We start from the raw sequence: 21,999 nt of genomic DNA on the forward strand, positions 1-21,999 counted from the left end.
CTTGCCCAGCAGCGTATTGACTTTTTTCCCCGCACGTGGGCGTTCGGCTCAGCGCAGCCCTGAAGCCGCCGATAGGGCACACATGAGGCAACGCGCTCTGTCCTTGTTGATCATGGGCATCATCCTTGGCGGCAGCACCGCGGGATGCGCAGGCGCAAGTGCGGACACGAGAAAGCCGGTTGACCGCCTGGCCGAGGCACGCGTCGCACTGGCTGGATCGACAACCCAAGCCGGCGTTCTGGTAGCCGGCACCGATCCCACGTTCGAGCCGATGACCTTCAAGCAGGGCGCTGCCTATACCGGGCTCGATGTCGAGTTGACCGAGGCCATTGCGGCGAAACTCGGGCTGCGCGTCATCTGGCGGACCGTATCGTTCGGGGATCTGCTGGATCAGGTGCAGAACCACACGATCGACATGTCCATCTCCTCGATGTTCGACCGTGCGGAACGCCAGCAGAAGGCCGACTTCGTCAATTACCTCAACGCCGGCACCTCCATCGTTGTGGCCAAGGGCATCGGCGACATCGGCGGGATGAGCGGACTGTGCGGACGGCGGGTGGCGGTCCAGCCCGACACGGTCTATGTCGACATGGTCTCGGCTCAAGCGAGCAAATGCCCGGGAAAGCCACTTTCGCTCGTACGCTCGGACACCCCGTCGGCCGCGGTGGCGAACAAGACGGCCGATGCGGCGCTCAACGACTTTCCCATCGCTGCCCTCGACGTCCAGAAAAACCAGGGCATCGAACTGTCCGGACCCCAGATCGAGGCGATCCCGTACGGCATCGGCGTGGCCAAGGACCGCAAGGCGCTGACCTCAGCAGTGCAGACCGCGCTCTACGCCGTCATCAACGACGGCACCTACGATGCGCTGCTGACCAAGTGGAAGGTCACCGAGGGCGCCTTGCGCACCGGCGCCATCAACGGCGGCGCTTAGCGCATGGTGTGGGCACCCACACCCGGCGAGCCCCGGCCACTGCTGGCGGCGGACCTCCGGCACTGGCGTCACACCAGGCCGGCCAGGATGCCGGCCATGGTTCCCGGCTGCGAGAGGAACGGGTGGTGGCCTGCCTGCACCTGCACTACCTTGCCGGCCCGGCGGGAAAACTCGCGTTGGGCCGCGGCCGGCGTTCCCCGGTCGTCGGCGCACACCACGTAGGTTGTGGGCCGGTCATGCCATGCCACCTGGTGGACCGGCTGCTGGGTGACGGCGATCGTCTGCCGAACCAAGCGGGTCGCGCCCTCGCGGGTCAGCTCCGGTGAGCAATCCTGCATGAAGGTCTCGGCGAACAACTCCGGTACCGCGCCGAACGTCCCGCCTTCGGGGTCGAAGTCGAGAAACGGCGGGGGCTCGGGCGCGCCGAACGTCGACAGCGACTCGCCGGGCTCCGGCAGGTAGCTCGACACGAACATCATGTGGTGCACCGACGCCACGCCTACCGCAGCCTCCGACGCGACAATCCCGCCGTAACTGTGCCCCACGAGCACCGTTGGCTCATCACTTCCGGCGAGCTCTGACCGTACCGCTGCGATGTCTTCGGTGAGCCCGGGACCGTGCGCCCCGGCAGCTTGATCTCCCTCACCGCAGCTCGGCAGCGCCGGCGCGACGCTGCCGATCCCGTGCTTGAGCAGCGCCTCGGCGGTCCGATGCCACCACCATTGCCCGTCCCGCACGCACGCCCCATGCACGAACACCACCCGCATCCCGGCCTCCTCCATAGGTGAATACAACGTTAGACGTACCGCCAGTTACGTGAAAAAGTGGGCCAATGGGCCGGCCCAGACAACCCGAGATCCGTGACCGCATCCTCGACGCCTGCGTCGACCACGCGCTCACCCACGGCCTGCCCGACCGCCTCGAGCCATTCGGGAAAGCCTCGGGCAGCTCGACCCGCATGCTGATCTACCACTTCGGCACCCGCGACGCCCTGCTCCGCGAAACCCTGCGCCGCGCACGGCAGCGCCAGCGCGAGTTCTACGGCAACCTGCTCGCCCCGCGGCCCGGCGAGCCCTATCTGAGCACCCTGCGGCACACCTGGCAGGCGATGACCGGTCCGGAAGGCCGCCCCTACTTGGCCATGTTCAGCAAGCTGCGCGAGGACGCCGAACAGCAATTGTGGCCAGGCTTCCGCCGCGAGGCGACCACCGACTGGCTGCAACCCCTCGAAGACGGCATGCGCAGCGTCGGCCGCCCCGAACTGGCCACCCTCGTTTTGGCAGTCATCCGCGGTCTCATCATGGACATCGACGCCACCGGCGACGTAGCACGCGCCGACCGCGCCTTCGAGGACTTCCTGGCGGGTCTCACCCTCATGGTGCCGCGACAGCAGCGGTAAAGGCTTGACCCTGACGCAGCGTCAACCCGCCATGCTGGCGCCCATGAGCACCCCACCGGCTTTATCAATAAGCACCCGAGGACTGGAGAAGTCCTTCAAGGATCTGAAGGTGCTGCAAGGCGTCGACATCGACGTCCACCGCGGGAGTATCTTCGCCCTGCTCGGCTCGAACGGCGCCGGCAAGACGACCCTGGTCAAAATCCTCTGCACTCTGCTCAAGGCCGACGCCGGCACCGCGCAGGTCAACGGCTTCGACGTGGCGACGCAGGCCGCCGACGTGCGCCAGTCGATCAGCCTCACCGGCCAGTTCGCGGCGGTGGACGAAATCCTGAGCGGCCGGGAGAACCTCATCATGGTCGCCCGGCTGCGACACCTGAAGGGCCCCGGCACCATCGCGGACGACCTGCTGCAGCGCTTCTCTCTGACCGAGGCAGGCTCGCGCCGGGTTGCCACGTACTCCGGGGGCATGCGCCGGCGGCTTGACATCGCGATGAGCCTGATCGGGGACCCGCCGGTCATCTTCCTGGACGAGCCGACCACCGGCCTGGATCCGCAGGCGCGCCTCGAGGTCTGGCGGGCTGTCAAAGAGCTGGCCGCGGGCGGTACGACAGTGCTGCTCACCACCCAGTACCTCGATGAGGCAGAGCACCTCGCCGACCGCATCGCGATCCTGCGCGAGGGCCGGATCATCGTCAACGGCACCCTTGACGAGCTGAAACGGCTCCTGCCCCCGGCCAAGGTCGAGTACGTCGAGAAGCAGCCCACCCTCGAGGACGTTTTCCTGACCCTGGTCGCCACGAGCACGGACGGACAACCACGATGACCAAGCATTTCCTCGGCGACACCGCCGTTCTGCTGGGCCGATCGCTGCGCCACATCGCCCGCAGCCCCGACACCATCATCACCACAGTGGTGACCCCGATCGCCATGCTGCTGCTCTTCGTCTACGTCCTCGGCGGCGCGATCCAGACCGGGACCGGCTCGTACGTGAACTACCTGCTGCCCGGCATCCTGCTCATCACGGTTGCCTCGGGCATCTCCTACACCGCCTACCGGCTGTTCCTGGACCTGCAGGGTGGCATCTTCGAGCGCTTCCAGTCGATGCCCATCGCTCGGGCCGCCGTGCTGTGGGCGCACGTACTGACCTCGCTGGTGGCCAACCTGATCTCGCTGGTCGTGGTCCTGCTGGTCGCCCTGGCGATGGGTTTCCGCTCGGGCATGGGCGTGCTGGGCTGGCTCGCGGTGACGGGCATTCTCACCTTGTTCATTCTGGCGCTGACCTGGCTTGCTGTGATTCCCGGGCTCACTGCCAGTTCGGTGGACGGCGCGAGCGCTTTCGCGTACCCGCTGATCTTCTTGCCGTTCGTCAGTTCGGCCTTTGTGCCGACCGCCTCCATGCCGGGCCCGGTCCGTGCGTTCGCCGAGAACCAGCCGGTGACCTCCATCGTCAACACCCTGCGGGCCCTTTTCACCGAGCAGCCGGTGGGCTCCGGCATCTGGACCGCTCTCGCCTGGTGCATTGGCCTTCTTGTCGTGGCCTGCGCGCTCGCCGGTCTCACCTATCGCCGCCGCGTCGGCTGAGCCAGGATCAGAGGATGCTGACGATCGGGCAACTGGCTGCTTACGCCGGCGTCACGGTGCGGGCGGTGCGGCACTACCACCAGATCGGCCTGCTGCCGGAGCCGGACCGGGATGCCTCAGGATATCGACGGTACGGCGCCCCGGCCGTGGTGTCGCTCATCAAGATCCGCACCCTGACCGACGCCGGCGTACCGCTGTCGCAGGTTGCCCGGATGCTCGAGGCTGATCCGCCGGCCTTCGCTGAAGCTGTGCAGCGGATCGACTCGGACCTGCGTGACGCGATCGACCGGCTGCAGGCCAGCCGTGCGCAGGTCGCGAAGCTGACCGCCGGGGACAGTCTGGTGCTGCCGGCGCCGGTGGTCGCGTACCTCGACCGGCTCCGCGAGATCGGAACTTCCGAGCGGATGATGGAGGGCGAGCGGGACGGGTGGATCCTGGTCGCAGCGCGCTGGCCCGACAAGGTCATCGAATGGATGCCGAGCAAGATCGCACAGCTCGACGACCCGCGGATCGTCCGGCTCTACCAGGTGCTCTCGCAGCTCATGGAAAACGGCGAGATGAACAACACCCTCGCGGCGGAGGCCGTCGACATCATGGTCGAGTTCGCCGAGGAGGCGGAAGCGGCGGGCGAGCCGATCCCCGGCGACGACACATCATTTGCCCTGCTCGACGATCTTGCCGACGCCTCCGACAAGCGAGCCGAGTTGCTCCGCGACATGATGCGCGAACGCGGCTGGGACGGCTGGACCCGGATGCAGCGGGTACCGCGGTGAGGACAGCAGGTTGAACGCTCACGGGTGACGCGGTCGAACGGAGACGGCCGGCTTCCCCGGGAGATCACGCGGGTGAACGCGGATCGTCAACCGTGGGTAGCCGGCCGCCACCAAGCCCGGCGGCCGGCGAACCGGGGCGCCAGGCCGTCGGGGTTACAGCGGGCGGATGTTCGCCGCCTGCAGGCCCTTGGCGCCCTGCTCGACGTCGAACTCGACCCGCTGGTTCTCCTCAAGAGTGCGGAAGCCCGACGTCGCGATCGCCGAGAAGTGCGCGAACACGTCGGCGCCGCCGTCATCCTGGGTGATGAAGCCGAAGCCCTTGTCGCCGTTGAACCACTTGACGGTTCCGGTGGCCATGTTTTCTCCTGTCGACTCGTGAGCTGACGCGGTGTGCGCCAGCTCGCGTCGCCGCGCTGATCACCGTGTACTGACGAAACAAAAAACGCCTGAACGGGGCTGAGACCCATCAGGCGTCGAGAAACGTCCAAGGAAATCAAAACTGCAACGCCACCAACTTAGCACGCCCGGCGGGCGGGCTTCAGCCGGGCAGTTCTCCGCAGAGATTGTCGGCCACGGCGGCCGGGTTGCTGGTGGCACTGCCCCACGCCGCAGCGTTGTCCTTGAACTTCTCGTAGAGGTCACCGCCCGGTGCCACCTCGACGAGGCCGGCGCCCTGATCGGCCCAGACCGGGTAGTCGCCATGGCGGTACTCCAGGTCCGTGTACGACGACAGGACGTCCTTGAGCCCGCCCTCGTCGTTGAACATGGCGTGGCTGGCAAAGCCCACGAAGATGCGGGGGAACGCCAACCCGGTTCCCGCCGTGACGCGGTCGGCGTCCAAGCTCTGCACCTCCTCCCAGGCCCGGACGTGGAACGTCTTGTGGGAGCTCAGGTACAAGGTGTTCCGGCTCCAGGTGTCCCCCTCGCGCATCCATTTCACGATGACGCGCTCGAAATCATGCCGGTGCCCGGACGGCTGGAAGGCATCCAAAGCCTGATAAATGGTGTACGACACCCGCACGTCGTTGTTACCGGCGTCGTCACACATCTTGGCGGTGTAGTAGGTGGGGAACGGGGCGCCGTGCGGGGCGCACCCGCTGTCGCTGTCGGGCCAGTTGTGCGGCTCCACCCCGGCGGCGGGAGTTCCATCGGCGTCAAAGGCCGCCTGCGGCCAGCAGGGATCGTTGTTGTTGGCGCGCGGGAAGTTCCATTGAGGTGCCGACGAGCGCACCATCTCGTCCAGCGACAACCCACTTGCCGGGGTGGCCTGCTCACTAGCTGATGCCTGGGACATGCCGGATACGAGCGCGCCCATGAGCAGAGCAACGGACAAGGACGCAATCACAGTGGTACGAACAGGGCGCTGCACGCTGGACCTTCCATGAACTCTCAGTGATCGACGTGAGTGCATCTCCTACCCTGACCGCCCCCGGTCCAATCGTGGCTGAAGCAGCGCGCAGCAGAATTGGTTTGGATGCGAGAAACCCGCCGGCCCTCACCGCCCGCTGCACCGGTGCAGCACACACCGCAGGGCACGGCTTGCAGATGGGCGTTCATGCGCACGACGAGGGCCAGTTGGTGTACCCGGCGCCCTGGCCACCACCCGGGCGGGGCACCTGGCCGAGACCCGCCCGGGCGCATACGAGCGGCTGCGCGCCGTGGCCATTGCCGAACCGGTGGAGGGTTGGCTCAGCTCTTGTCCTCCAGCTCCGAACGGACCGAGTCGGTAAGGTCGTTCCACGAGTCGACAAACTTCTGAATGCCCTCGTCCTCGATGGTGGTGAACACCTCGTCGAAGTCAACGCCGGCGTCGGCTACGGCCTGCAGGACCGCGGCTGCGCCCTCATAGCTCTGCTGGATGGGCTTGCCGGGGCTGCCGTGGCTGGCGTAAGCCTTCAAGGTCTTTTCCGGCATGGTGTTGACTGTGCCCGGCGCGATGAGGCCGCTGACGTAGAGAGTGTCCGGCAGGCCGGGATTTTTCACCCCGGTCGAGGCCCACAACGGGCGCTGTGGTTGAGCACCCTGCGCCTGCAGCAAGTGCCACCTCTCGGACGAGAAGACTTCTTCGTACGCCTGATAGGCCAGTTGCGCGTTCGCCAGTGCGGCCTTGCCCTTGAGCGATGGGTCAGCACCGGCCTTGTCCAGGCGCTTGTCGACTTCGGTGTCGACGCGGGAGACAAAGAACGATGCCACCGACTCAATTCCGTCGAGTGAGCCACCGCCTCGTACCCGCTGCTCCAAGCCGGACAGGTAGGCGTCCATGACCGCCCGGTACCGCTCCACGCTGAAGATCAGCGTGACGTTGACGCTGATGCCCTGGCTGATCGACGTGGTGATCGCGGCCAGGCCTTCCTGAGTGGCCGGGATCTTGATGAACAGGTTGGGACGGTCCACCAGCCACCACAAATGCGCAGCCTCCGCTGCGGTCGCATCGGTGTCCCGCGCCACCTGCGGGGACACCTCGAGCGACACCCGGCCGTCGCGGCCGGTGCGCTGCGCCACCGGGGCGAGGAGATCGCAGGCGTCGCGGACGTCGGCCGCGGTGATGGTCCGCAGCGCTTCCTCGACGCTCACCTTGCGTACGGCCATCGCGTGCACTTGATCGTCGTAGGAGTCCGAACCGCTGACTGCGGCCGCGAAAATGGTCGGGTTCGTGGTGACCCCAACAACCGAGTACTCATCCACCAGGGACTCAAGGTTGCCGCTGTGGATACGGTCACGGGACAGGTCGTCCAGCCAGACGGCCACCCCAGCCTTCGACAATTCGGCCAGCTTCTCGTTCTGCGTCATGACTATGCCTTCCGGGTACGGGATGCGATCCGTCGGTTCAGCGGTCGCCGGTGGGTGACTGCAGAACGCCCACACTGTCCGGGCCGGTGGGCGCGACCACCGGCGCAGCAGCGGCCGCGAGGCTCTCGCGAGCCGCGGCCACAACGGCGTCGGAGGTCAGGCCGAACTGCTCGTACAGCACGCTGTAAGCGGCACTGGCGCCGTAGTGGTCGAGTCCGACGATGCGGCCCGCGTCGCCAACGAACTCGCGCCAGCCCATCGACACTCCAGCTTCGACGCTGACCCGGGCGCGCACCGTGGGCGGCAATACTTGCTCCCGGTAGCTGCGATCCTGCGCGGCGAACCACTCCCAGCACGGCAGCGACACCACCCGGGTGCAGATTCCGTCAGCCTCCAGAATCTCGCGGGCGGCGACCGCGATCTGCACCTCCGAGCCGGTCCCCAGCAGGATCAGCTGGGGGTCACCGGAGGCCTCGGCCAGCACATATCCACCTCGGGCCACCCCCTCGGCCGAGGCGAACCGGGTGCGGTCGAAGACGGGCAGGTTCTGTCGCGACAGCGCAAGCCCGGCCGGGCGGTCGTTGTGCTCGAGGATGGTACGCCACGCTACTGCGGTTTCATTGGCGTCGGCCGGGCGCACGAAGTCCAGGCCGGGGATGGCTCGCAGCGCGGCGTAGTGCTCAACGGGCTGGTGGGTGGGGCCGTCCTCCCCCAAACCGATGGAGTCGTGTGTCCATACGTACGTGACCGGTAGCTGCATGAGAGCGGCCAGCCGGACGGCGCCGCGCATGTAGTCGGAGAAGGTGAGGAACGTCCCGCCGTAGACACGGGTACCGCCGTGCTGCGCGATGCCGTTCATGATCGCGCCCATGGCGTGCTCACGGACCCCGAAGTGCAAGGTGCGCCCGTACGGTCCGCCGCTCCACATCTTGGTCTGCCGGTCGTCGGGCAGGAAAGACGCCTCGCCCTTGACGGCGGTGTTGTTACTTTCCGCCAGGTCCGCCGATCCGCCCCACAATTCCGGCAGCACTGGGTAGAGAGCGGCCAGAACCTCGCCGGAGGCCTTACGGGTGGCCACCCCCTTGGCATCGGCGTCCCAGACGGGCAGCGTGTCGGCCCAGCCTTTGGGCAGGGTACGGGTGGACATGCGCTCGAGCAGCGCAGCGCCGTGCGGATTGCCGGCCTGCCATGCGTGGAAGTGCTGCTGCCATCGTGCATGCGCCTGCTTGCCTCGTTCGGCAACCCGGCGGGCGTGCTCAAGCACCTCCGCAGCTACCTCGAAGTCGTTGTCCGGGTCAAAGCCGAGCACCTGTTTGGTAGCGCGGACCTCGTCCGCGCCGAGCGCCGAGCCGTGCGCGGCCCCGGTGTTCTGCTTGTTCGGCGAGGGCCAGCCGATGATCGTGTGCAGCACGATGATCGATGGACGGCCGGACTCCGCCTTGGCTGCGGCCATCGCCCGGTCGATCGCGGCCAGGTCCTCACCGTCGCCGACATGCTGCACGTGCCAGCCGTAGGCCTCGTAGCGCTTGCCGACGTCCTCGGTGAACGCGATCTGCGTGTCGTCCTCGATCGAGATCCGATTCGCGTCGTACATCAGGATCAGATTGCCGAGTTCCTGCGTGCCGGCCAGAGACGAGGCCTCACCGCTCACTCCCTCCTCCAGATCCCCGTCGGAGGCCAGCACCCACACGGTGTGGTCGAACACGCTTTCGCCCTCAAGCGCGCCGGAGTCCAGCATGCCCCGCTCACGGCGGGCGGCCATCGCCATACCCACGGCGTTGCCGACGCCTTGGCCCAGCGGGCCGGTCGTCGTCTCCACTCCCGGGGTGTGGTTGACCTCGGGATGCCCAGGGGTCAGGGACCCCCAGGTGCGCAGCGCTTGCAGGTCCGCGAGCTCCAGGCCATAACCGCACAGGAAAAGCTGGATGTAGAGAGTCAGACTCGAGTGGCCCATCGACAGGACAAAACGGTCACGGCCGGTCCAGTGCGGGTCGGCCGGATCATGGGTCAGCCACTTCTGAAACAGCAGATAGGCGGTGGGTGCCAGGCTCATCGCCGTGCCGGGGTGCCCGTTGCCGGCTTTCTGCACGGCGTCCATTGCCAGCACGCGTACGGTGTCGATCGCCCGGCGGTCGATGTCACCCATCCCGTCCGGGAGGGTCGGGTGCGGCTGAGATGGGTTGCCGGTCGGGGTGTTGCTGGTGGCCTCTGCCGGGGCCTCAGGACGGGTGCTGCGGGTAGCGGTGGTGAAGTCCGTGTCATTGGCGGTCATGGGTAGCGTGCTCCCTCGATGTGGGCGGTCAACGCTCTAGCCGCGCGATGGGCGATGCTTACCAGCCCCGCCTACCCCTCACCCTGGTTTGCACACCTGCACACCGAATGCCAATCTCCCCGGCACGGTCAGATGAAGCGGCAGCTACGTCAGCCGCGTTCCCACACGGCGACGGCGTCCCCGTCGGGTTGCGGCACCCAGCCCAGCGCTTCGGGCCGGGCCGGAGTGCCAGTGAACGTCAAAGTGAGCGAGGCGGTGCCAGTTTCGAACCGTACCGGCTTGGTCTGCTCGGCTTGGTTCTCCCAGCCCTCGGCGTCGTACAGGGTGAACATCGCCGGGTCCACAATGATCGGCCGGATGGCCGTGACCTTGAGAACGGCCGTGGCGGAGTGGGCTGACCACTTGGTCGAGGCGAGCGTCATGGTGGCTACCGGGGCGCCCTTGCGCGTGACGGTGACAACCCGGTCATTCTGGGCAAACGCGAGTGACGCGTCGCTGTCCTTGATGGCCGGAGTGGCCTGCTTGACCACGGCCGCAGCCGACGTGGGGGCTGCCGCGGCCGGCGCCGGCTGCTGACTCGCGGCGGCGACCCCGATGGAGTTGAGCGACGCGGCAGCCGCAAAGCCAGTGACGATGATCGCTACGACGAGGGGCTTTCTCATAGCCCATACCTTATCCGCCCCCGCCGGTTCCGCCGCCTCTGGCCAAGGGGCAGGGCGGCCGGTAACCTTCGCCGGGCTCCCACCCCCTCGGAAGGCCGGTCTTTGCGCGCGTTGTTCGTGGTTGCTGCCGCTGTCCTGCTCGGTTTTGTTCTCAGCCCGATGATGCGCACCGACGCGGCGACGTGCACACCCCGGCCGGCGGCGTCGGTGTGGGACGGGTGGAGCAAGGAGCAGGTGAGCAATGCCCGGCTCATCGTCACCATCGGCAAGGACCGGCGGGTGCCGGTCGAGGGGCAGGTGATCGCGGTCGCCACGGCTCTGCAGGAGTCACGGCTGCGTAATCTACCCGGCGGGGACCGCGACTCGGTCGGGTTGTTCCAGCAGCGCACGAGTCAGGGGTGGGGTACGCCGCGGCAGCTGAGCGACCCGGCGTACCAGACCCGCAAGTTCTACGACAAGCTGCTCAAGATCGACGGCTGGCAGAAGATGCGGCTCACCGATGCTGCTCAGGCCGTGCAGGTGTCGGCGTACCCGAAGGCGTACGCCAGGCATGCCGGGGCCGCCGCCGGGCTGGTCGGCGCGCTGAACGGTGCGGGTTCCTGCTCGCACTGACGTGCCGCCGGCCGCGTACCAGGCTTCCTCACGTCAGGGCAGCTCGTAGTCGAACCAGATGCGGTGGGTGCCCTCCTGGTCGACCGTCAGGCCTCCCGCGCCCCGGATGCCGGCCAGGTCGCCGGTGCCGCTTGCGGGGACGATCGCCAGGAACTCAGCCTGGCGATCGTCTCCTGTGGTGGTGGCCGAGTGCACGAAGTTGAAGGTGCCCGCGCGGCCGGCGATGCTGCCCTCGAAAGACTCCATCGCGACGTACGTGCCAGTGCCGCTCGCCGGATCGAAGGCGGCCGTGAACAGCGTCTCGGAACGGCCGTCAACCTCGCCGGTGAACGTCTTGCGCATCGTGGCGACACCCACCGGCAGGCCGGTCTTGATCTCGGGGGCCGGCACGGGGGCTGCGGTGAAGTCCGCTACGGCGAAGGTTCCAGTTGCTCGCATACCTACGCACGGTACGGCGTTTAGCTGACAACCTCTGTCAGCATCGTCCACGGCGTTTCGCGTCCTGGAGACGCAGCATGGCCAGGAAGCCGGCGAAATCCGGAGCCAGCGGCACGACCCCCCAGTCCACGCTCCAGAAGACGACCGACGGGTGATCGCCGTCGGCACGGTAGTCGAAACAGAAGAAGTCGCCACCCACATCAGCGGCGAACGGGACGATCCCCTCCTCCAGCACATCCTGCAAAGGGAACATGGCCGCGCCGATGTTGCTGACGAACGGCGCATCCTCGAAATGCAGCAGATGACCGACCGCGGTGGCGAAACCGTTGGGCAAGTCGATCCCGGCCGGAACCGGAACGGCGCCCTGATGAACCTGCGCGACGGCCAGAAACTCCGGGGGCAGGTCGACACCTAGTTCGTCCTGCGCCTGCCGCACTGCCACATCCGACGCCGGCCGCGGATCGTCAATCGCCCCGTCCACCCATTTCACCATCGCGTTGCCCTTCCGTTGTCGTCCCGCAGAGGCTCCTCCACGTAAGCGCCAGGTTCGCGGCCGCGGCCCGTCATTTCGCCGGGCTGCCGTGAGGGTGACACGGGGATGGCGTTGGCGATGAGGACGGCGGCGATGGCGGCGGCGGTGGGAAAGGAGTCGCTGTTGAGGACCTGGGTACGAGCCGAGGCGCCGTCGAGGAGCAACGCCAACTGTTCTCCGAGTTGTTCGGGGTCGGTGGCCCCGGCTTCGCGGGCGGTCTCGGTGAGCCGCGCAGCGATTGCCGTCTTGTAGTCGCGTGCATATCGGGACGCGGGGTGTTCTGGATCGTGGAGTTCGACGGCCGCCCCGATGTACGGGCACATCGGCATGGACGCGGGTACGTCGAAGGCAGCCAGGAGCCGTTCGCTGGGCGAGAGGTCGGTGCGGTCGAACACCGCGGCCATGACGTCGGGGTCGAATCTGCGCAGGTATTCGGTGACGAGTTCGTCCTTGTTGGCGAAGTGCTGGTAGGCCGTGCGCTTGGATACCTGGGCCGTGGTGCAGAGCTGGTCCATGCCAGTGCGGTTGATGCCCTGATCACGAAACAGCTGCCGGCTCGCGCTGAGAATGCGCTCGCGTGCGCCCCGGCCGCGGCGCTGACCCTGGGGGCCCTTCTCCAACTCCGTCATGCCTTCAGCATAACGGTGCGGTACGGATCGGTGTACATAGCTTGCGATCGGACCGCCCTGATGGCTAACCTGTAGAAACAGATCGGTTTACATAAGAGCCGGCTGTACCAACCACCCTTCAACCCAGCGGAGTAATCGTGGGAAAGCTCGATGGCAAGGTCGCGGTGATCACCGGCGGATCCACCGGCATGGCGCTGGCCGGCGCCGACCTGTTCGTCAAGCACGGAGCGCACGTCTTCATCCAGGCCCGGCGCAAGGAGATCCTCGACGAGGCCGCCGAGCGGATCGGCCGCAACGTCACCGCCGTCCAGGGTGACGCGTCCGACTTGGCCGACCTGGACCGCTTGTACGACACAGTCAAGCGGGAGAAGGGCTCGATCGACATCCTGTGGGCCAGCGCCGGGATGGGCGAGCCTGCCGTACTCGGCGAGATCACGGAGGAGCAGTTCGAGCGAACTTTCTCGCTCAACGTGCGCGGCACCTTGTTCACCGTGCAGAAGGCGCTGCCACTGATCAACGACAACAGCTCGATCATCATGACAGGTTCCAACGCCTCCCTCGGCGCGTTTCCCGGCTGGAGCCTCTACGCGGGCAGCAAGGCCGTACAGCAGTCCTGGGCCCGCGTCTGGCTCAACGAACTGCGCGATCGCAACATCCGGGTCAACGTCCTTACTCCCGGCCAGGTCGCCACCGCCAAGCAGGAGGAGTTGTTCGACGAGGCGACCAAGGCTGCGTTCGAGTCCCTCATTCCCCGCGGCAGGATGGGCAGCCCCGACGAGATCGCCGCCATCGCCCTGTTCCTCGCGTCCGCCGACTCCAGCTATGTCAACGGCCTGGAACTGGTTGCCGCCGGCGGGGTCACCGCCATCTGAACAACCGCACCCCAGGATGGGAGACATGGCCCGTACCCATCAGCACGCTCGCCGGGGCGGGTGGCAACCTCATCGAGGTCATGGGACGCGATGAGTCCAAGGCCGCCGCCCTGGCCGGGTCTCCGGGCGGCGGCGGAACAACGAGGTCATCATCGACACCCTGGTGATGGCCGTTTCGCCGGTTGATCACGCTGCTGGCGTTCGCTACGAGGTAGCAGACAACAGGTGCTGATAGAGGTTTCCGTAGCTTGCCGCCATCACGGCAGGAGTGAACCGGCGTACGGCCTCAGCTCGACATTCCTGCTCAGAAATCGAATCCGCCGCGTGCACGAGTCCGCCCAGCTCGTTCTCGTCAGTAGTGAGCAATCCGGTGCGGGCATGCTCGATCAGCTCGGGCAGGCAGCCACGGGCGATGCCGACCACAGGTGTACCCAGCGCGAGCGACTCCACCACAGCGGTGCCGCCCGGCTCATTCCAGCGCAGTGGAAACAGCGTAGCCCGGGCCCCGGCGACCAGATCATCGCGCTCCTGACCAGCGACCGTGCCGACCCAGCGGACCCGGTCACCATCGACGTGCGGAGCGACGTGCTCGCGCCAGAAACGGACGTCAGGATTCTGCGGATCCGCGGCGGCCAAGGTCTGCGGGGTATGGAAGGGGCCCACCGGTCCGGCCAGTACCAGGTTGAAGCCGTGCAGGTGAGCCAGGCGAGCGGCGAGGTCTTGGCCTTTGCCTGCGTTGATGCGGCCCAGCACCACCGTGTAGTCACCCTTGGGATGCTTGTCACGTTTGTCGGCATCCACGGCGAGCGGAGTGGCCAGGTGCACGTGCCCTACAGCATGTTTGTTCAGCGCTTCCGGGGCGTGGGTGAGCTGGTCCGCGGATACCCCGTTGACCCTGACCCGGTCGCCGCCGTCGAAGCTGCCGTACAACTCCGGGTGCTTGCCGAGATCCCAGTGCAAGGTGTGCAGACCGGGCGGCGCGTCGGGTCCCATGCCGGCGAGCATGCTGAGCCCGGCGGCTTCGACGTGGTCATGGATGAGGTCGATATCGCCTGCGGCGGCCCGGCGCATCACGGCGGCCTGATGCGCGGGCACAATTCCGCATACCTGGTTGTACGGTCGCTGCAGCAACTCGAACCGCCCAGTGGCGAACGCATGCACCTGCTCGTCAACCGGGAGAGCACTTTCCGCGACCGTTGCCAGGACCACCTGCACACCCAGCTTGCGCAGTTCGGGAACCAGCGTCGCCACGATGTTCTCGATACCGCCGTAGCCGTGCGGCGGGACCGGTAACCAGGGCCCGGCGTTCATCAGCACCTTCACGGCAGGGCCGCCGAGAAGTGAAAAGCCATTTCGGCTAGCGGCGGTCGCTCAGTGATGCCAATCTCGCTGGTTACGATCTCGCGGTTCAGGCGGGGAATCCCGCCGCCACCACTGCGCCGGAACTGAGTCATCACCGTAGATGTAGGGAGTGGTTCCGTTGTCCGGCCGTCGCGGTACAGCCGGCTCCACACCGTCGCCATGATCTGCGCCGACATCCGGCCCAGCGCCTCGGTGTCCTGGTGACGATGGTGGCGTACACCGAGATCAACCTGCGCCAGCGCATCCAGGCCGACAAGATTGAGCAGATCGATGAGCATCGCAATTTCAACGCCGTAACCGGAGACGAAAGGGACCTGCTCCAGCACCGTACGACGGCCCGCATACTCCCCACCGAGGGGCTGAACCAGTCCGGCAAGCTGCGGCCAGAAGAGGTTGATCAGCGGGCGGGCGGCGAGTTCGGTCACCCGGCCGCCGCCGTCGGGCTCGACGCCGGAGGCCCGGCTGAGCGGCCGGTGGTAGAAGCCCTTGACGAAGTCAATCGTCGCGTCGGTCAGCAGCGGACCGAGCAACCCGGTTACGAAGTGGGCGGAGAAGTCTTTGAGATCGCCGTCGATGAAGACGACCAGGTCACCGGTGCACGCCGCAAGCCCGGCCCACAGCGCGTCGCCCTTGCCTTCCATGCGCGGCAGGCCGCGCGTCATCTCATCCTGGCCCACCACCGTGGCCCCGGCGGCACGGGCGATCGAGGCGGTGTCATCGGTCGAGCGCGAGTCGACCACCACGATTTCGTCAACCAGGGCCGCTTCATCGATGAGACAGCGGCCGATGGTGCTGACGATGGCCCCAATGGTGGCCTGTTCGTTGCGTGCCGGTATGACCACGCTGATCCGCATGTCGCCCTTGGCGCCGACCAGATCGTGGACGTCCCATTCAGCGGAATCGCGAGTCCGGCTGGAAGCCCACGCCTCCAGGACCGGCGCAACGGTATGCGTGGTGGTGTGCGTCATACGACCCCCGATATCGATCTAGGCAACGCAGAAAGATGCCCCGATGAGGGGGCGCCAATCTTTCGTTCTGGTTAAATATTTGCCTGCGTGCAAACTGTTTGAGCCGGGCGTTCTCCGAGCAGTGCAGACCCGACACCAACAAAGGAGACGCCAATGCCGGGGACACGGGTCGGGTTGATCGGAGCGGGAGGGGTAGCACAGCGACATGCGCGGGTACTGGCAAGCCTGCCCGACGTGCAGATCGCGGGAGTGACTGACGTCGCAGCAGACGCTGCGACCGCGCTTGCCGAGACCTACAGTGCACGGGTTGTGCCGGATGTCGACGCACTGCTCAACGAGAAGCTGGACGCCGTGTACGTCTGCGTGCCGCCGTTCGCCCACGGGCCTGCCGAACGCTCCGTGATCGCAGCCGGACTGCCGTTGTTCGTAGAGAAACCCATTTCCCTCGACCTCGCCACCGCCCATGAAATCTCCCGCTCCATTACCGACAGTGGCGTCCTAACCGCCGTCGGTCACCACTGGCGCTATCTGGCAGTCGTCGAGCAGGCACGCGACGTGCTGGCCGACCGCCCGGTGCGGTTGGTGACCGGTAGCTGGCTGGACAAGGTTCCACCGGTGCCCTGGTGGCCGCACCGCGAGCAGTCAGGTGGACCGATTGTGGAACAGGCGGCCCACGTACTGGACCTGATCCGCCACGTCGTCGGCGAGGTGGCCGAGGTGACAGCGGTCGGCAACGGCACTCCCCCAGTCGCCGGAGCCACCATCGACGGGGCGACAGCGGCGGCGCTGCGCTTCGTCAACGGCGCGGTCGGCACGCTGACCGCGACGTGCGTACTGGGCTGGAAGGAACGGGCAGGCCTGGACATTTACGCCGACGGGCTCGCCCTGAGCATCAGCGAGACCGGTCTGACAATCCGCGACGCCGACGGTACGCGCACCATGGACAACGACCCGGACATCGCCCGGGTTGCCGTCGACCGAGCCTTCGTCGCAGCCGTGCGGGGCGAGAACGACGATATCCGCGTCCCCTACGCGGAGGCGCTCCGTACCCACGCCTTGGCCCTGGCAGTCGCCGAAGCCGCGGCAACCGGCCGGCCTGTTGCCCCCAAGAGTGTGCTGTCCCGTCATGGCTGACCGGAATCTGATCGTGAGTGCCCCGGGCCGCCTCGAGATCGTTGACGAGGAGGTGGCGCCGGGCCCGTTCCGGGTCCGTACGCTGTTCAGCGGGGTGTCGGCAGGCACCGAGCTGAGCTTCGTCAAGAACACCAACCCCGCCCTGCACCACGGATTCGACCCCGAACTTGCTCTGTTCGGCGGTCCCGGCGACGACGCCTACCCGGTGACCCGGCTGGGCTATATGGAAGTCGGGATCGTCACCCACAGCAGCACGGCCGCCGCCCCAACCGGCACAACGGTCGCCATGACCTACGGCCACCGCACCGGCTGGACCGGCGACCCGCTGCGCGACCGGATCGTGGTGCTGCCGGCCGACCTCGACCCGATGCTCGGCATCTACGCCGCCCACATGGGCCCCATCTGCGCGAACGGCCTCCTGCACGCCGCCGCCGACCGGCACGGTCCGGGCATATCCAACCTCGGCGACGGGGTACGCGGCCTGCGGGTTGCCGTCACCGGCGCGGGGGTTGTCGGGCTGCTCACCGCCTTGTTCGCCCGCGCCCACGGTGCCGCCTCCGTGGTCGTCCTGGACCCGTCGCCGCAACGGCGAGCAGTCGCCGAGGCCCTGGGGTTGGAAACGCTCGACACCTCCGGCTCCGACCCTGCCGTAACGCTCAAGACGCGGTGGCGGCACTGGCCAGGTGACCGTGGCGCCGATGTTGTCTTCCAATGCCGGGGCCAGGCGTCGGCATTGCAGCTCGCCCTTCGATTGCTGCGCCCGCAAGGCACTGTCGTCGATTTGGCCTTCTATCAGGGCGGCGCCGACGAACTGCGCCTCGGCGAGGAATTCCACCACAACGGCCTGCGCCTGATCTGCGCCCAGATCGGGCGGGTACCACGCGGACTCGCCGGGATCTGGGACAGAGAACGCCTTTCAACGGCCACGGTGGAGTTGCTGCGCCACGACGGCGAGCTCATCCGCCAGCACCTCATCACTGCGGTGGTGCCCTTCGAGGAAGGCCCTGCCCTGCTTCATGACCTGGCCGCCCGGCGCCGCCAAGAGGTGCAGTCGATCCTGTCTTTCGACCATGTCTAGTGCGAAGCAGACGTGAGAGCTGCCAGCGAATGTGATCGATGGCTCAGTGGCCGAGGGTAATCCCGACTGACTGCACCGCATACCACCCAGGAGCACAAGTGACCGATGACCAGCAGCGGCTCGACGAGGAGGAGGCGGAACAGGTCGAGGCCGTACGGCCCCCCGACCTGAACCAGGACTCGAATCGTTCCGCGACCCGTCTCGAACTCTTCTTCGACCTGGCCTTCGTGCTGTTCGTGGCGCGCTGCGCGGACCTGCTCGCGAAGGACGAAACGTGGCACGGCGCGCTGCTCTTCTGCGCCGTGCTGACCATCGGCTGGTGGGCTTGGGCCAGCACCACTCTCTACGCCAACCGCTTCGACACCGACGACGCGATCTTCCGCCTGCTCACCCTGGCCGCCATGGCCGGCGTGGTGACGATGGCCGCCAGCGTCGACAAGATCGACGGGCCCGACGGGCGCTGGTTCGCCATCGGCTACGTGATCATCCGGCTGGCGCTGATCACCGGTTACGTGCGGGCCTGGCGGCACGTGCCGGACGCCCGCGCAACCGCCCGGCTGTATCTGATCGGACACTCGCTCGGTGCGGCCATCTGGCTCGTCTCGCTGGCCGTCGCCGAACCGGCCCGCTACTGGCTGTGGGGTGCGGGTGTACTTGTCGACCTGGTGTGGCCCACCGCGGCCGCCCGGCTCAAGAACGCCATCCCGCTGCACCTGGAACACCTCCCGGAACGCTTCGGCCTGTTCGTCATCCTGGTACTCGGTGAATCCGTCACGGCGGTCGTGACCGGCTTGCACGACGGCGAGTGGAAGCCAGCAGTGGTCGCCACCGCTACAGAAGCCTTCATGATCGCCGCAGCACTGTGGTGGATCTACTTCGACCTCTCCGGTGGTGCCGCCAAGCGGCGCCTGGCGGTAGAAGACGACAAGGTCACCAAGCACGGCGTCCACGATTTCTACGTCTACATCCACCTGCCCCTGGCGGTCTCGCTGGCGGCCGTGGCCGTCGGCCTGGAACACGCTGTCCTGCACGGCGCTGACGATCATCTGACCGCCGGGACGCGGTGGGTGCTGGGCATCGCCACCGCCGGCTACCTGCTCAGCGCCGCGATCATGCAGGCCCACCTGGGCAATCGGATCCGCGGGGCAGTGCTGTGGCCGGGTGCCGGCGCGCCGCTGGCCCTGCTGATCGCCCTGCTCGATCTGCCTCCCGTGCTGACTGTGGGTCTGCTCGCCGCGCTGACCGTCGTCGGTGTCATCGCCGGCTTCCTGCTGCACCGCTCCGGTGAAGTACGCACCGCCAAGGTCTGAGCAGGCAGCCATCCCCGCGATCGCCAGCTGACGCGTCGTTACACCCTCGGACGAGGCGACCGGCGGTGCGGTGCGGGCCCTCGACGGGTGAAAGTCAACCTGGCGCTTCCACCGGATCGCAGACTGCTTGACTCGACTTGGTCACTACGGCATGGGCAAGCCTTACTCGGGGCACTAGACCCGCTATGAGCACACTGCAGCAGGCCCCGCCGCCCGACGCCGAGGTCGTATGCAGTTGGGTCCTTGCCAGTACCGTCGAACTCAAAGGCCTGCGCCGCTCGTTGAACCTGGCGCTGAGGAATGCCGACACCGCTGCCGGCGATCACCTGGGTGACGTTCCGGAACGGATGGTGCTGGTCGCAACGGAACTGGCCACCAATGCCATCCGGCACGGGCTGGCGCCCACCGAGATCCGGCTGCTACGGACTGGCGAGTTGTACGTGCTCGATGTAGCGGACCACGATGTGGACACCATTCCTGAACCCTCTGAGGCCCAGCCCCAGGATTCGGGTGGGCGCGGGCTTGCCCTGGCCCGCTCCTTCGCGCTGGACGTCGGCTGGTACTGCACCACCACCACCAAACACGTATGGGCCAGCTTCACCCCAGATGCGTGACAACGCTCAGATACGTCAGCGTGGGGTAAGACCGTCGCTGCCTTCCCAGGGGCACGTACCGGCCGAGTTGGAGTCGTACCCCCGCTATGCAGCCGTCCGGAAGACTGTCTGTCCGGACCGAGGAAAGGACTGATGCCGTGGTACGGCCACGAGCGTTGAACATTCTGGTTGTCGATGACGACGACGCTGATGTTCTGATGATTGAGGAGGCGCTGAGCGGTTCCGAAGGCGCCATAAACATGCACAGGGTCGCTGACGGCCGGCAGGCACTGGACTACCTGCATGACCCCGGCGTGTCCCAACGTCCCGACTTGATTCTCCTCGACTTGAACATGCCGCGCATGGGAGGCCTGGCGGCGCTGGCCGAGATCAAGGACGACCCGGAGCTGGTAGCGATCCCGGTGGTGGTGCTGACGACCTCGGAGGCATCCCCGGACGTTCAAGCCAGTTATCAGCGGCACGCCAGTGCCTTCGTGACCAAACCGATGGGTCTCGAGGAATTCGAGGAAGCAGTGCAAAAAATCAGCAGGTTCTACAGCGAGACCGCTGTCTTGCCGTGAGCCGCAACGGGCGGGCCTTCAGACTGCTCCACCGCAAGAAGACGTTGACCCGTGAGGGCTGGCTGACCGCGTGATCCCGCGGAACCACGCGGTCGAAGGTTTCCACAATCGGTCGGCGCCCCGCCCGCTCGTGCGCCACGAGGCGCTCACCCGGTGGCGTTCTGTAACCGGGCGCCGACGTCCGAGGCGGGGTCCGGTTGCGGCGCGCTCGCTCGAACGCGTGGTTACCGGCGAGGAAAGAAGCACGCAGAGTAGACCCAGGCAGGCATGCTTGGATTGGTGGCCATGGCCCACCTTCTGCAGCGCCGCGCCGGTCACCCCGGGTCGCGTATCCTGAGCGTCGCCACCTACCGCCCACGGACCGAGGTGGGCAACGAGCCGATCGCCGCCTTGATCGACTCGAGCGACGAGTGGATCCGCCGCCGCTGCGGCATCGAGTCCCGCCGGCACGCCGCACCCGACGAGGACCTCGTCACGATGGCCGCGACGGCCGCTTCCAAAGCCCTTGCCGACGCCGGCATCGACCCCCGCGACGTCTCGGCCATCCTGGTGGCGACGATGTCCCACCGCGGCCGCGCGGCAACCGTAGCACCCATGGTGGCCGATGCGCTGGGCACCTCGGCGGCCGCTGCGATGGACCTGGGAGCGGCATGCGCCGGCTTCCCGTACGCCCTTGCCACCGCCGACGCGCTCGTCCGCAGCGGCGCAGCCGGCTACGTGGTCCTCGTCGGCGCCGAGCGTATGACCGACATCATCGACAAGCATGACCGAGGCACGGCGTTCCTCTTCGGCGACGGCGCGGGAGCGGTGGTCATCGGTCCAGCGCAGACGTGTGGCATCGGTCCGGTGGTGTGGGGCTCCGACGGCTCCGGCAGCAAGCTGCTGCGCTACGACGAATCGGGCATCCTGCGCATGGCGGGCCCTGAGGTCTTCCGCTGGGCGACCGCCATCATTCCCGACCTTGCCATGCGTGCCCTGGACGCTGCAGGCATCTCCGCGGCCGACCTTGCAGCTTTCATCCCCCACCAAGCCAACCTGCGCATCACGTCAGTTGCGGCCAAGGCAATCGGGCTGGGTCCGCACGTCCAGGTGGCCACCGACATCACCACCAACGGCAACACCGGCGCGGCCTCCATCCCCCAAGCAATGGCAGCCCTGCCCGGCACGACGGGTCCCGCACTGCTTGTGGGCTTCGGCGCCGGCCTCTCGTACGCCGCTCAAGTCGTCACCCTGCCCTGACCCGCCCAGGTGTCGCGCCATCTGGCAACGCCGACGGCGCCCAGCGCGGCGGGAAGACCGGGGCCGAACGTGAAGATCAGCACGTCGATCTACACCTGCGATGAACACCATCACCACCACGACCGCGCCGCCGGCGTACCGGAATAGAAATCGCCTCTGGCCCCGGCGATCAGACTGTTGGGCAGCCACGCGCCCAGCAGCAGCGGACGGACCTTCTGGAAGCAAAGCAGTGCATGGTCG

24 protein-coding genes are annotated in these 21,999 nt (G+C 67.1%); 13 read left to right on the plus strand and 11 right to left on the minus strand.

The features are described from left to right. The first annotated feature begins 1 nt into the window (after window position 1). Window positions 2–934: a transporter substrate-binding domain-containing protein gene (locus tag TFC3_RS38085; RefSeq protein WP_161952623.1), complete on the plus strand. Its 933-nt coding sequence runs from the start codon at window positions 2–4 to the stop codon at window positions 932–934. 68 nt (window positions 935–1,002) lie between these two features. On the opposite strand, the gene TFC3_RS18125 is transcribed toward TFC3_RS38085, so the two are convergent. Beyond that, window positions 1,003–1,701: an alpha/beta hydrolase gene (locus TFC3_RS18125; protein ID WP_067501188.1), complete on the minus strand. Its 699-nt coding sequence runs from the start codon at window positions 1,699–1,701 to the stop codon at window positions 1,003–1,005. Window positions 1,702–1,766: 65 nt separating this feature from the next. On the opposite strand from TFC3_RS18125, the gene TFC3_RS18130 reads away from it, so the two are divergent. Genes TFC3_RS18130 through TFC3_RS18145 form a run of 4 tightly spaced genes read left to right on the plus strand, consistent with a single transcriptional unit; the run spans window position 1,767 to window position 4,687 of the window. Beyond that, entirely contained in the window at window positions 1,767–2,333 is a 567-nt protein-coding gene (locus TFC3_RS18130) for a TetR/AcrR family transcriptional regulator (RefSeq protein ID WP_067501191.1), read from the plus strand. A 31-nt stretch (window positions 2,334–2,364) separates the two neighbouring features. Then, the gene (locus TFC3_RS18135) at window positions 2,365–3,156 is read left to right on the plus strand and encodes an ATP-binding cassette domain-containing protein (RefSeq protein WP_067501193.1); all 792 of its coding nucleotides are present in this window, start codon (window positions 2,365–2,367) and stop codon (window positions 3,154–3,156) included. Further along, window positions 3,153–3,914, plus strand: coding sequence for an ABC transporter permease (locus TFC3_RS18140; protein WP_067501196.1), 762 nt, complete (start codon window positions 3,153–3,155; stop codon window positions 3,912–3,914). Before TFC3_RS18135 ends, TFC3_RS18140 begins: the two co-directional genes overlap by 4 nt. A 14-nt stretch (window positions 3,915–3,928) precedes the next feature. Then, complete coding sequence (locus tag TFC3_RS18145; RefSeq protein WP_067501199.1) at window positions 3,929–4,687, plus strand: MerR family transcriptional regulator; 759 nt, start codon at window positions 3,929–3,931, stop codon at window positions 4,685–4,687. Window positions 4,688–4,840: 153 nt separating this feature from the next. Here the strand turns inward: TFC3_RS18145 and TFC3_RS18150 are convergent, their stop codons facing one another. The 5 genes from TFC3_RS18150 to TFC3_RS18170 all read right to left on the minus strand — a co-directional run bounded on the left by TFC3_RS18150 (window position 4,841) and on the right by TFC3_RS18170 (window position 10,411). Continuing rightward, entirely contained in the window at window positions 4,841–5,044 is a 204-nt protein-coding gene (locus tag TFC3_RS18150; RefSeq protein ID WP_067501202.1) for a cold-shock protein, read from the minus strand. Window positions 5,045–5,225: 181 nt separating this feature from the next. Continuing rightward, a complete protein-coding gene (locus TFC3_RS18155) occupies window positions 5,226–6,020 on the minus strand; it encodes an NPP1 family protein (protein ID WP_161952624.1) in 795 nt (264 codons plus the stop codon). Window positions 6,021–6,376: 356 nt separating this feature from the next. Next, entirely contained in the window at window positions 6,377–7,477 is a 1,101-nt protein-coding gene (tal, locus tag TFC3_RS18160; RefSeq protein ID WP_067501208.1) for a transaldolase, read from the minus strand. Window positions 7,478–7,514: 37 nt separating this feature from the next. Then, window positions 7,515–9,623 (minus strand): transketolase, encoded by a 2,109-nt coding sequence (tkt, locus tag TFC3_RS18165; RefSeq protein WP_082772479.1) that lies wholly within the window; start codon window positions 9,621–9,623, stop codon window positions 7,515–7,517. Window positions 9,624–9,898: 275 nt separating this feature from the next. Then, the gene (locus TFC3_RS18170) at window positions 9,899–10,411 is read right to left on the minus strand and encodes a hypothetical protein (protein WP_067501212.1); all 513 of its coding nucleotides are present in this window, start codon (window positions 10,409–10,411) and stop codon (window positions 9,899–9,901) included. A 102-nt stretch (window positions 10,412–10,513) separates the two neighbouring features. Here TFC3_RS18170 and TFC3_RS18175 point away from each other — a divergent pair, with 102 nt between their 5' ends. Further along, window positions 10,514–11,023, plus strand: a complete 510-nt coding sequence (locus TFC3_RS18175) for a peptidase M23 (protein WP_067501215.1) — start codon at window positions 10,514–10,516, stop codon at window positions 11,021–11,023. A gap of 33 nt (window positions 11,024–11,056) precedes the next feature. On the opposite strand, the gene TFC3_RS18180 is transcribed toward TFC3_RS18175, so the two are convergent. From TFC3_RS18180 to TFC3_RS18190, 3 genes are read right to left on the minus strand one after another with little or no spacing between them, the layout of a single operon-like run. Beyond that, entirely contained in the window at window positions 11,057–11,461 is a 405-nt protein-coding gene (locus TFC3_RS18180; protein ID WP_067501218.1) for a DUF3224 domain-containing protein, read from the minus strand. Window positions 11,462–11,498: 37 nt separating this feature from the next. Further along, a complete protein-coding gene (locus tag TFC3_RS18185) occupies window positions 11,499–11,954 on the minus strand; it encodes an SMI1/KNR4 family protein (protein WP_067501220.1) in 456 nt (151 codons plus the stop codon). Further along, window positions 11,948–12,622: a TetR/AcrR family transcriptional regulator gene (locus TFC3_RS18190; protein WP_082772138.1), complete on the minus strand. Its 675-nt coding sequence runs from the start codon at window positions 12,620–12,622 to the stop codon at window positions 11,948–11,950. Before TFC3_RS18190 ends, TFC3_RS18185 begins: the two co-directional genes overlap by 7 nt. Before the next feature lie 137 nt (window positions 12,623–12,759). Here TFC3_RS18190 and TFC3_RS18195 point away from each other — a divergent pair, with 137 nt between their 5' ends. After that, entirely contained in the window at window positions 12,760–13,494 is a 735-nt protein-coding gene (locus TFC3_RS18195; RefSeq protein WP_067501224.1) for an SDR family NAD(P)-dependent oxidoreductase, read from the plus strand. A gap of 204 nt (window positions 13,495–13,698) precedes the next feature. Here the strand turns inward: TFC3_RS18195 and TFC3_RS18200 are convergent, their stop codons facing one another. Further along, window positions 13,699–14,805 carry a glycosyltransferase gene (locus TFC3_RS18200; RefSeq protein ID WP_067506997.1) on the minus strand — a complete coding sequence of 369 codons (1,107 nt, stop codon included), beginning with the start codon at window positions 14,803–14,805 and terminating at the stop codon, window positions 13,699–13,701. Window positions 14,806–14,813: 8 nt separating this feature from the next. Then, window positions 14,814–15,824, minus strand: coding sequence for a glucosyl-3-phosphoglycerate synthase (locus TFC3_RS18205; protein WP_067501227.1), 1,011 nt, complete (start codon window positions 15,822–15,824; stop codon window positions 14,814–14,816). Between the two features lie 153 nt (window positions 15,825–15,977). On the opposite strand from TFC3_RS18205, the gene TFC3_RS18210 reads away from it, so the two are divergent. From TFC3_RS18210 to TFC3_RS18235, 6 genes are all read left to right on the plus strand, one after another. Continuing rightward, a complete protein-coding gene (locus TFC3_RS18210; RefSeq protein ID WP_067501229.1) occupies window positions 15,978–16,958 on the plus strand; it encodes a Gfo/Idh/MocA family protein in 981 nt (326 codons plus the stop codon). Beyond that, window positions 16,951–18,036: a zinc-binding alcohol dehydrogenase gene (locus TFC3_RS18215; RefSeq protein ID WP_067501232.1), complete on the plus strand. Its 1,086-nt coding sequence runs from the start codon at window positions 16,951–16,953 to the stop codon at window positions 18,034–18,036. Before TFC3_RS18210 ends, TFC3_RS18215 begins: the two co-directional genes overlap by 8 nt. 98 nt (window positions 18,037–18,134) lie before the next feature. Then, entirely contained in the window at window positions 18,135–19,346 is a 1,212-nt protein-coding gene (locus TFC3_RS18220; protein WP_067501233.1) for a low temperature requirement protein A, read from the plus strand. A gap of 185 nt (window positions 19,347–19,531) precedes the next feature. Then, window positions 19,532–19,960 (plus strand): ATP-binding protein, encoded by a 429-nt coding sequence (locus TFC3_RS18225; protein WP_067501236.1) that lies wholly within the window; start codon window positions 19,532–19,534, stop codon window positions 19,958–19,960. Window positions 19,961–20,115: 155 nt separating this feature from the next. Beyond that, window positions 20,116–20,520 carry a response regulator gene (locus tag TFC3_RS18230; protein ID WP_255363771.1) on the plus strand — a complete coding sequence of 135 codons (405 nt, stop codon included), beginning with the start codon at window positions 20,116–20,118 and terminating at the stop codon, window positions 20,518–20,520. A 285-nt stretch (window positions 20,521–20,805) separates the two neighbouring features. After that, window positions 20,806–21,759 carry a beta-ketoacyl-ACP synthase 3 gene (locus TFC3_RS18235; protein WP_067506999.1) on the plus strand — a complete coding sequence of 318 codons (954 nt, stop codon included), beginning with the start codon at window positions 20,806–20,808 and terminating at the stop codon, window positions 21,757–21,759. Window positions 21,760–21,999: the final 240 nt, after the last annotated feature.

This window comes from Actinoplanes sp. TFC3 (assembly GCF_001553785.1).
Classification (GTDB): domain Bacteria; phylum Actinomycetota; class Actinomycetes; order Mycobacteriales; family Micromonosporaceae; genus Actinoplanes.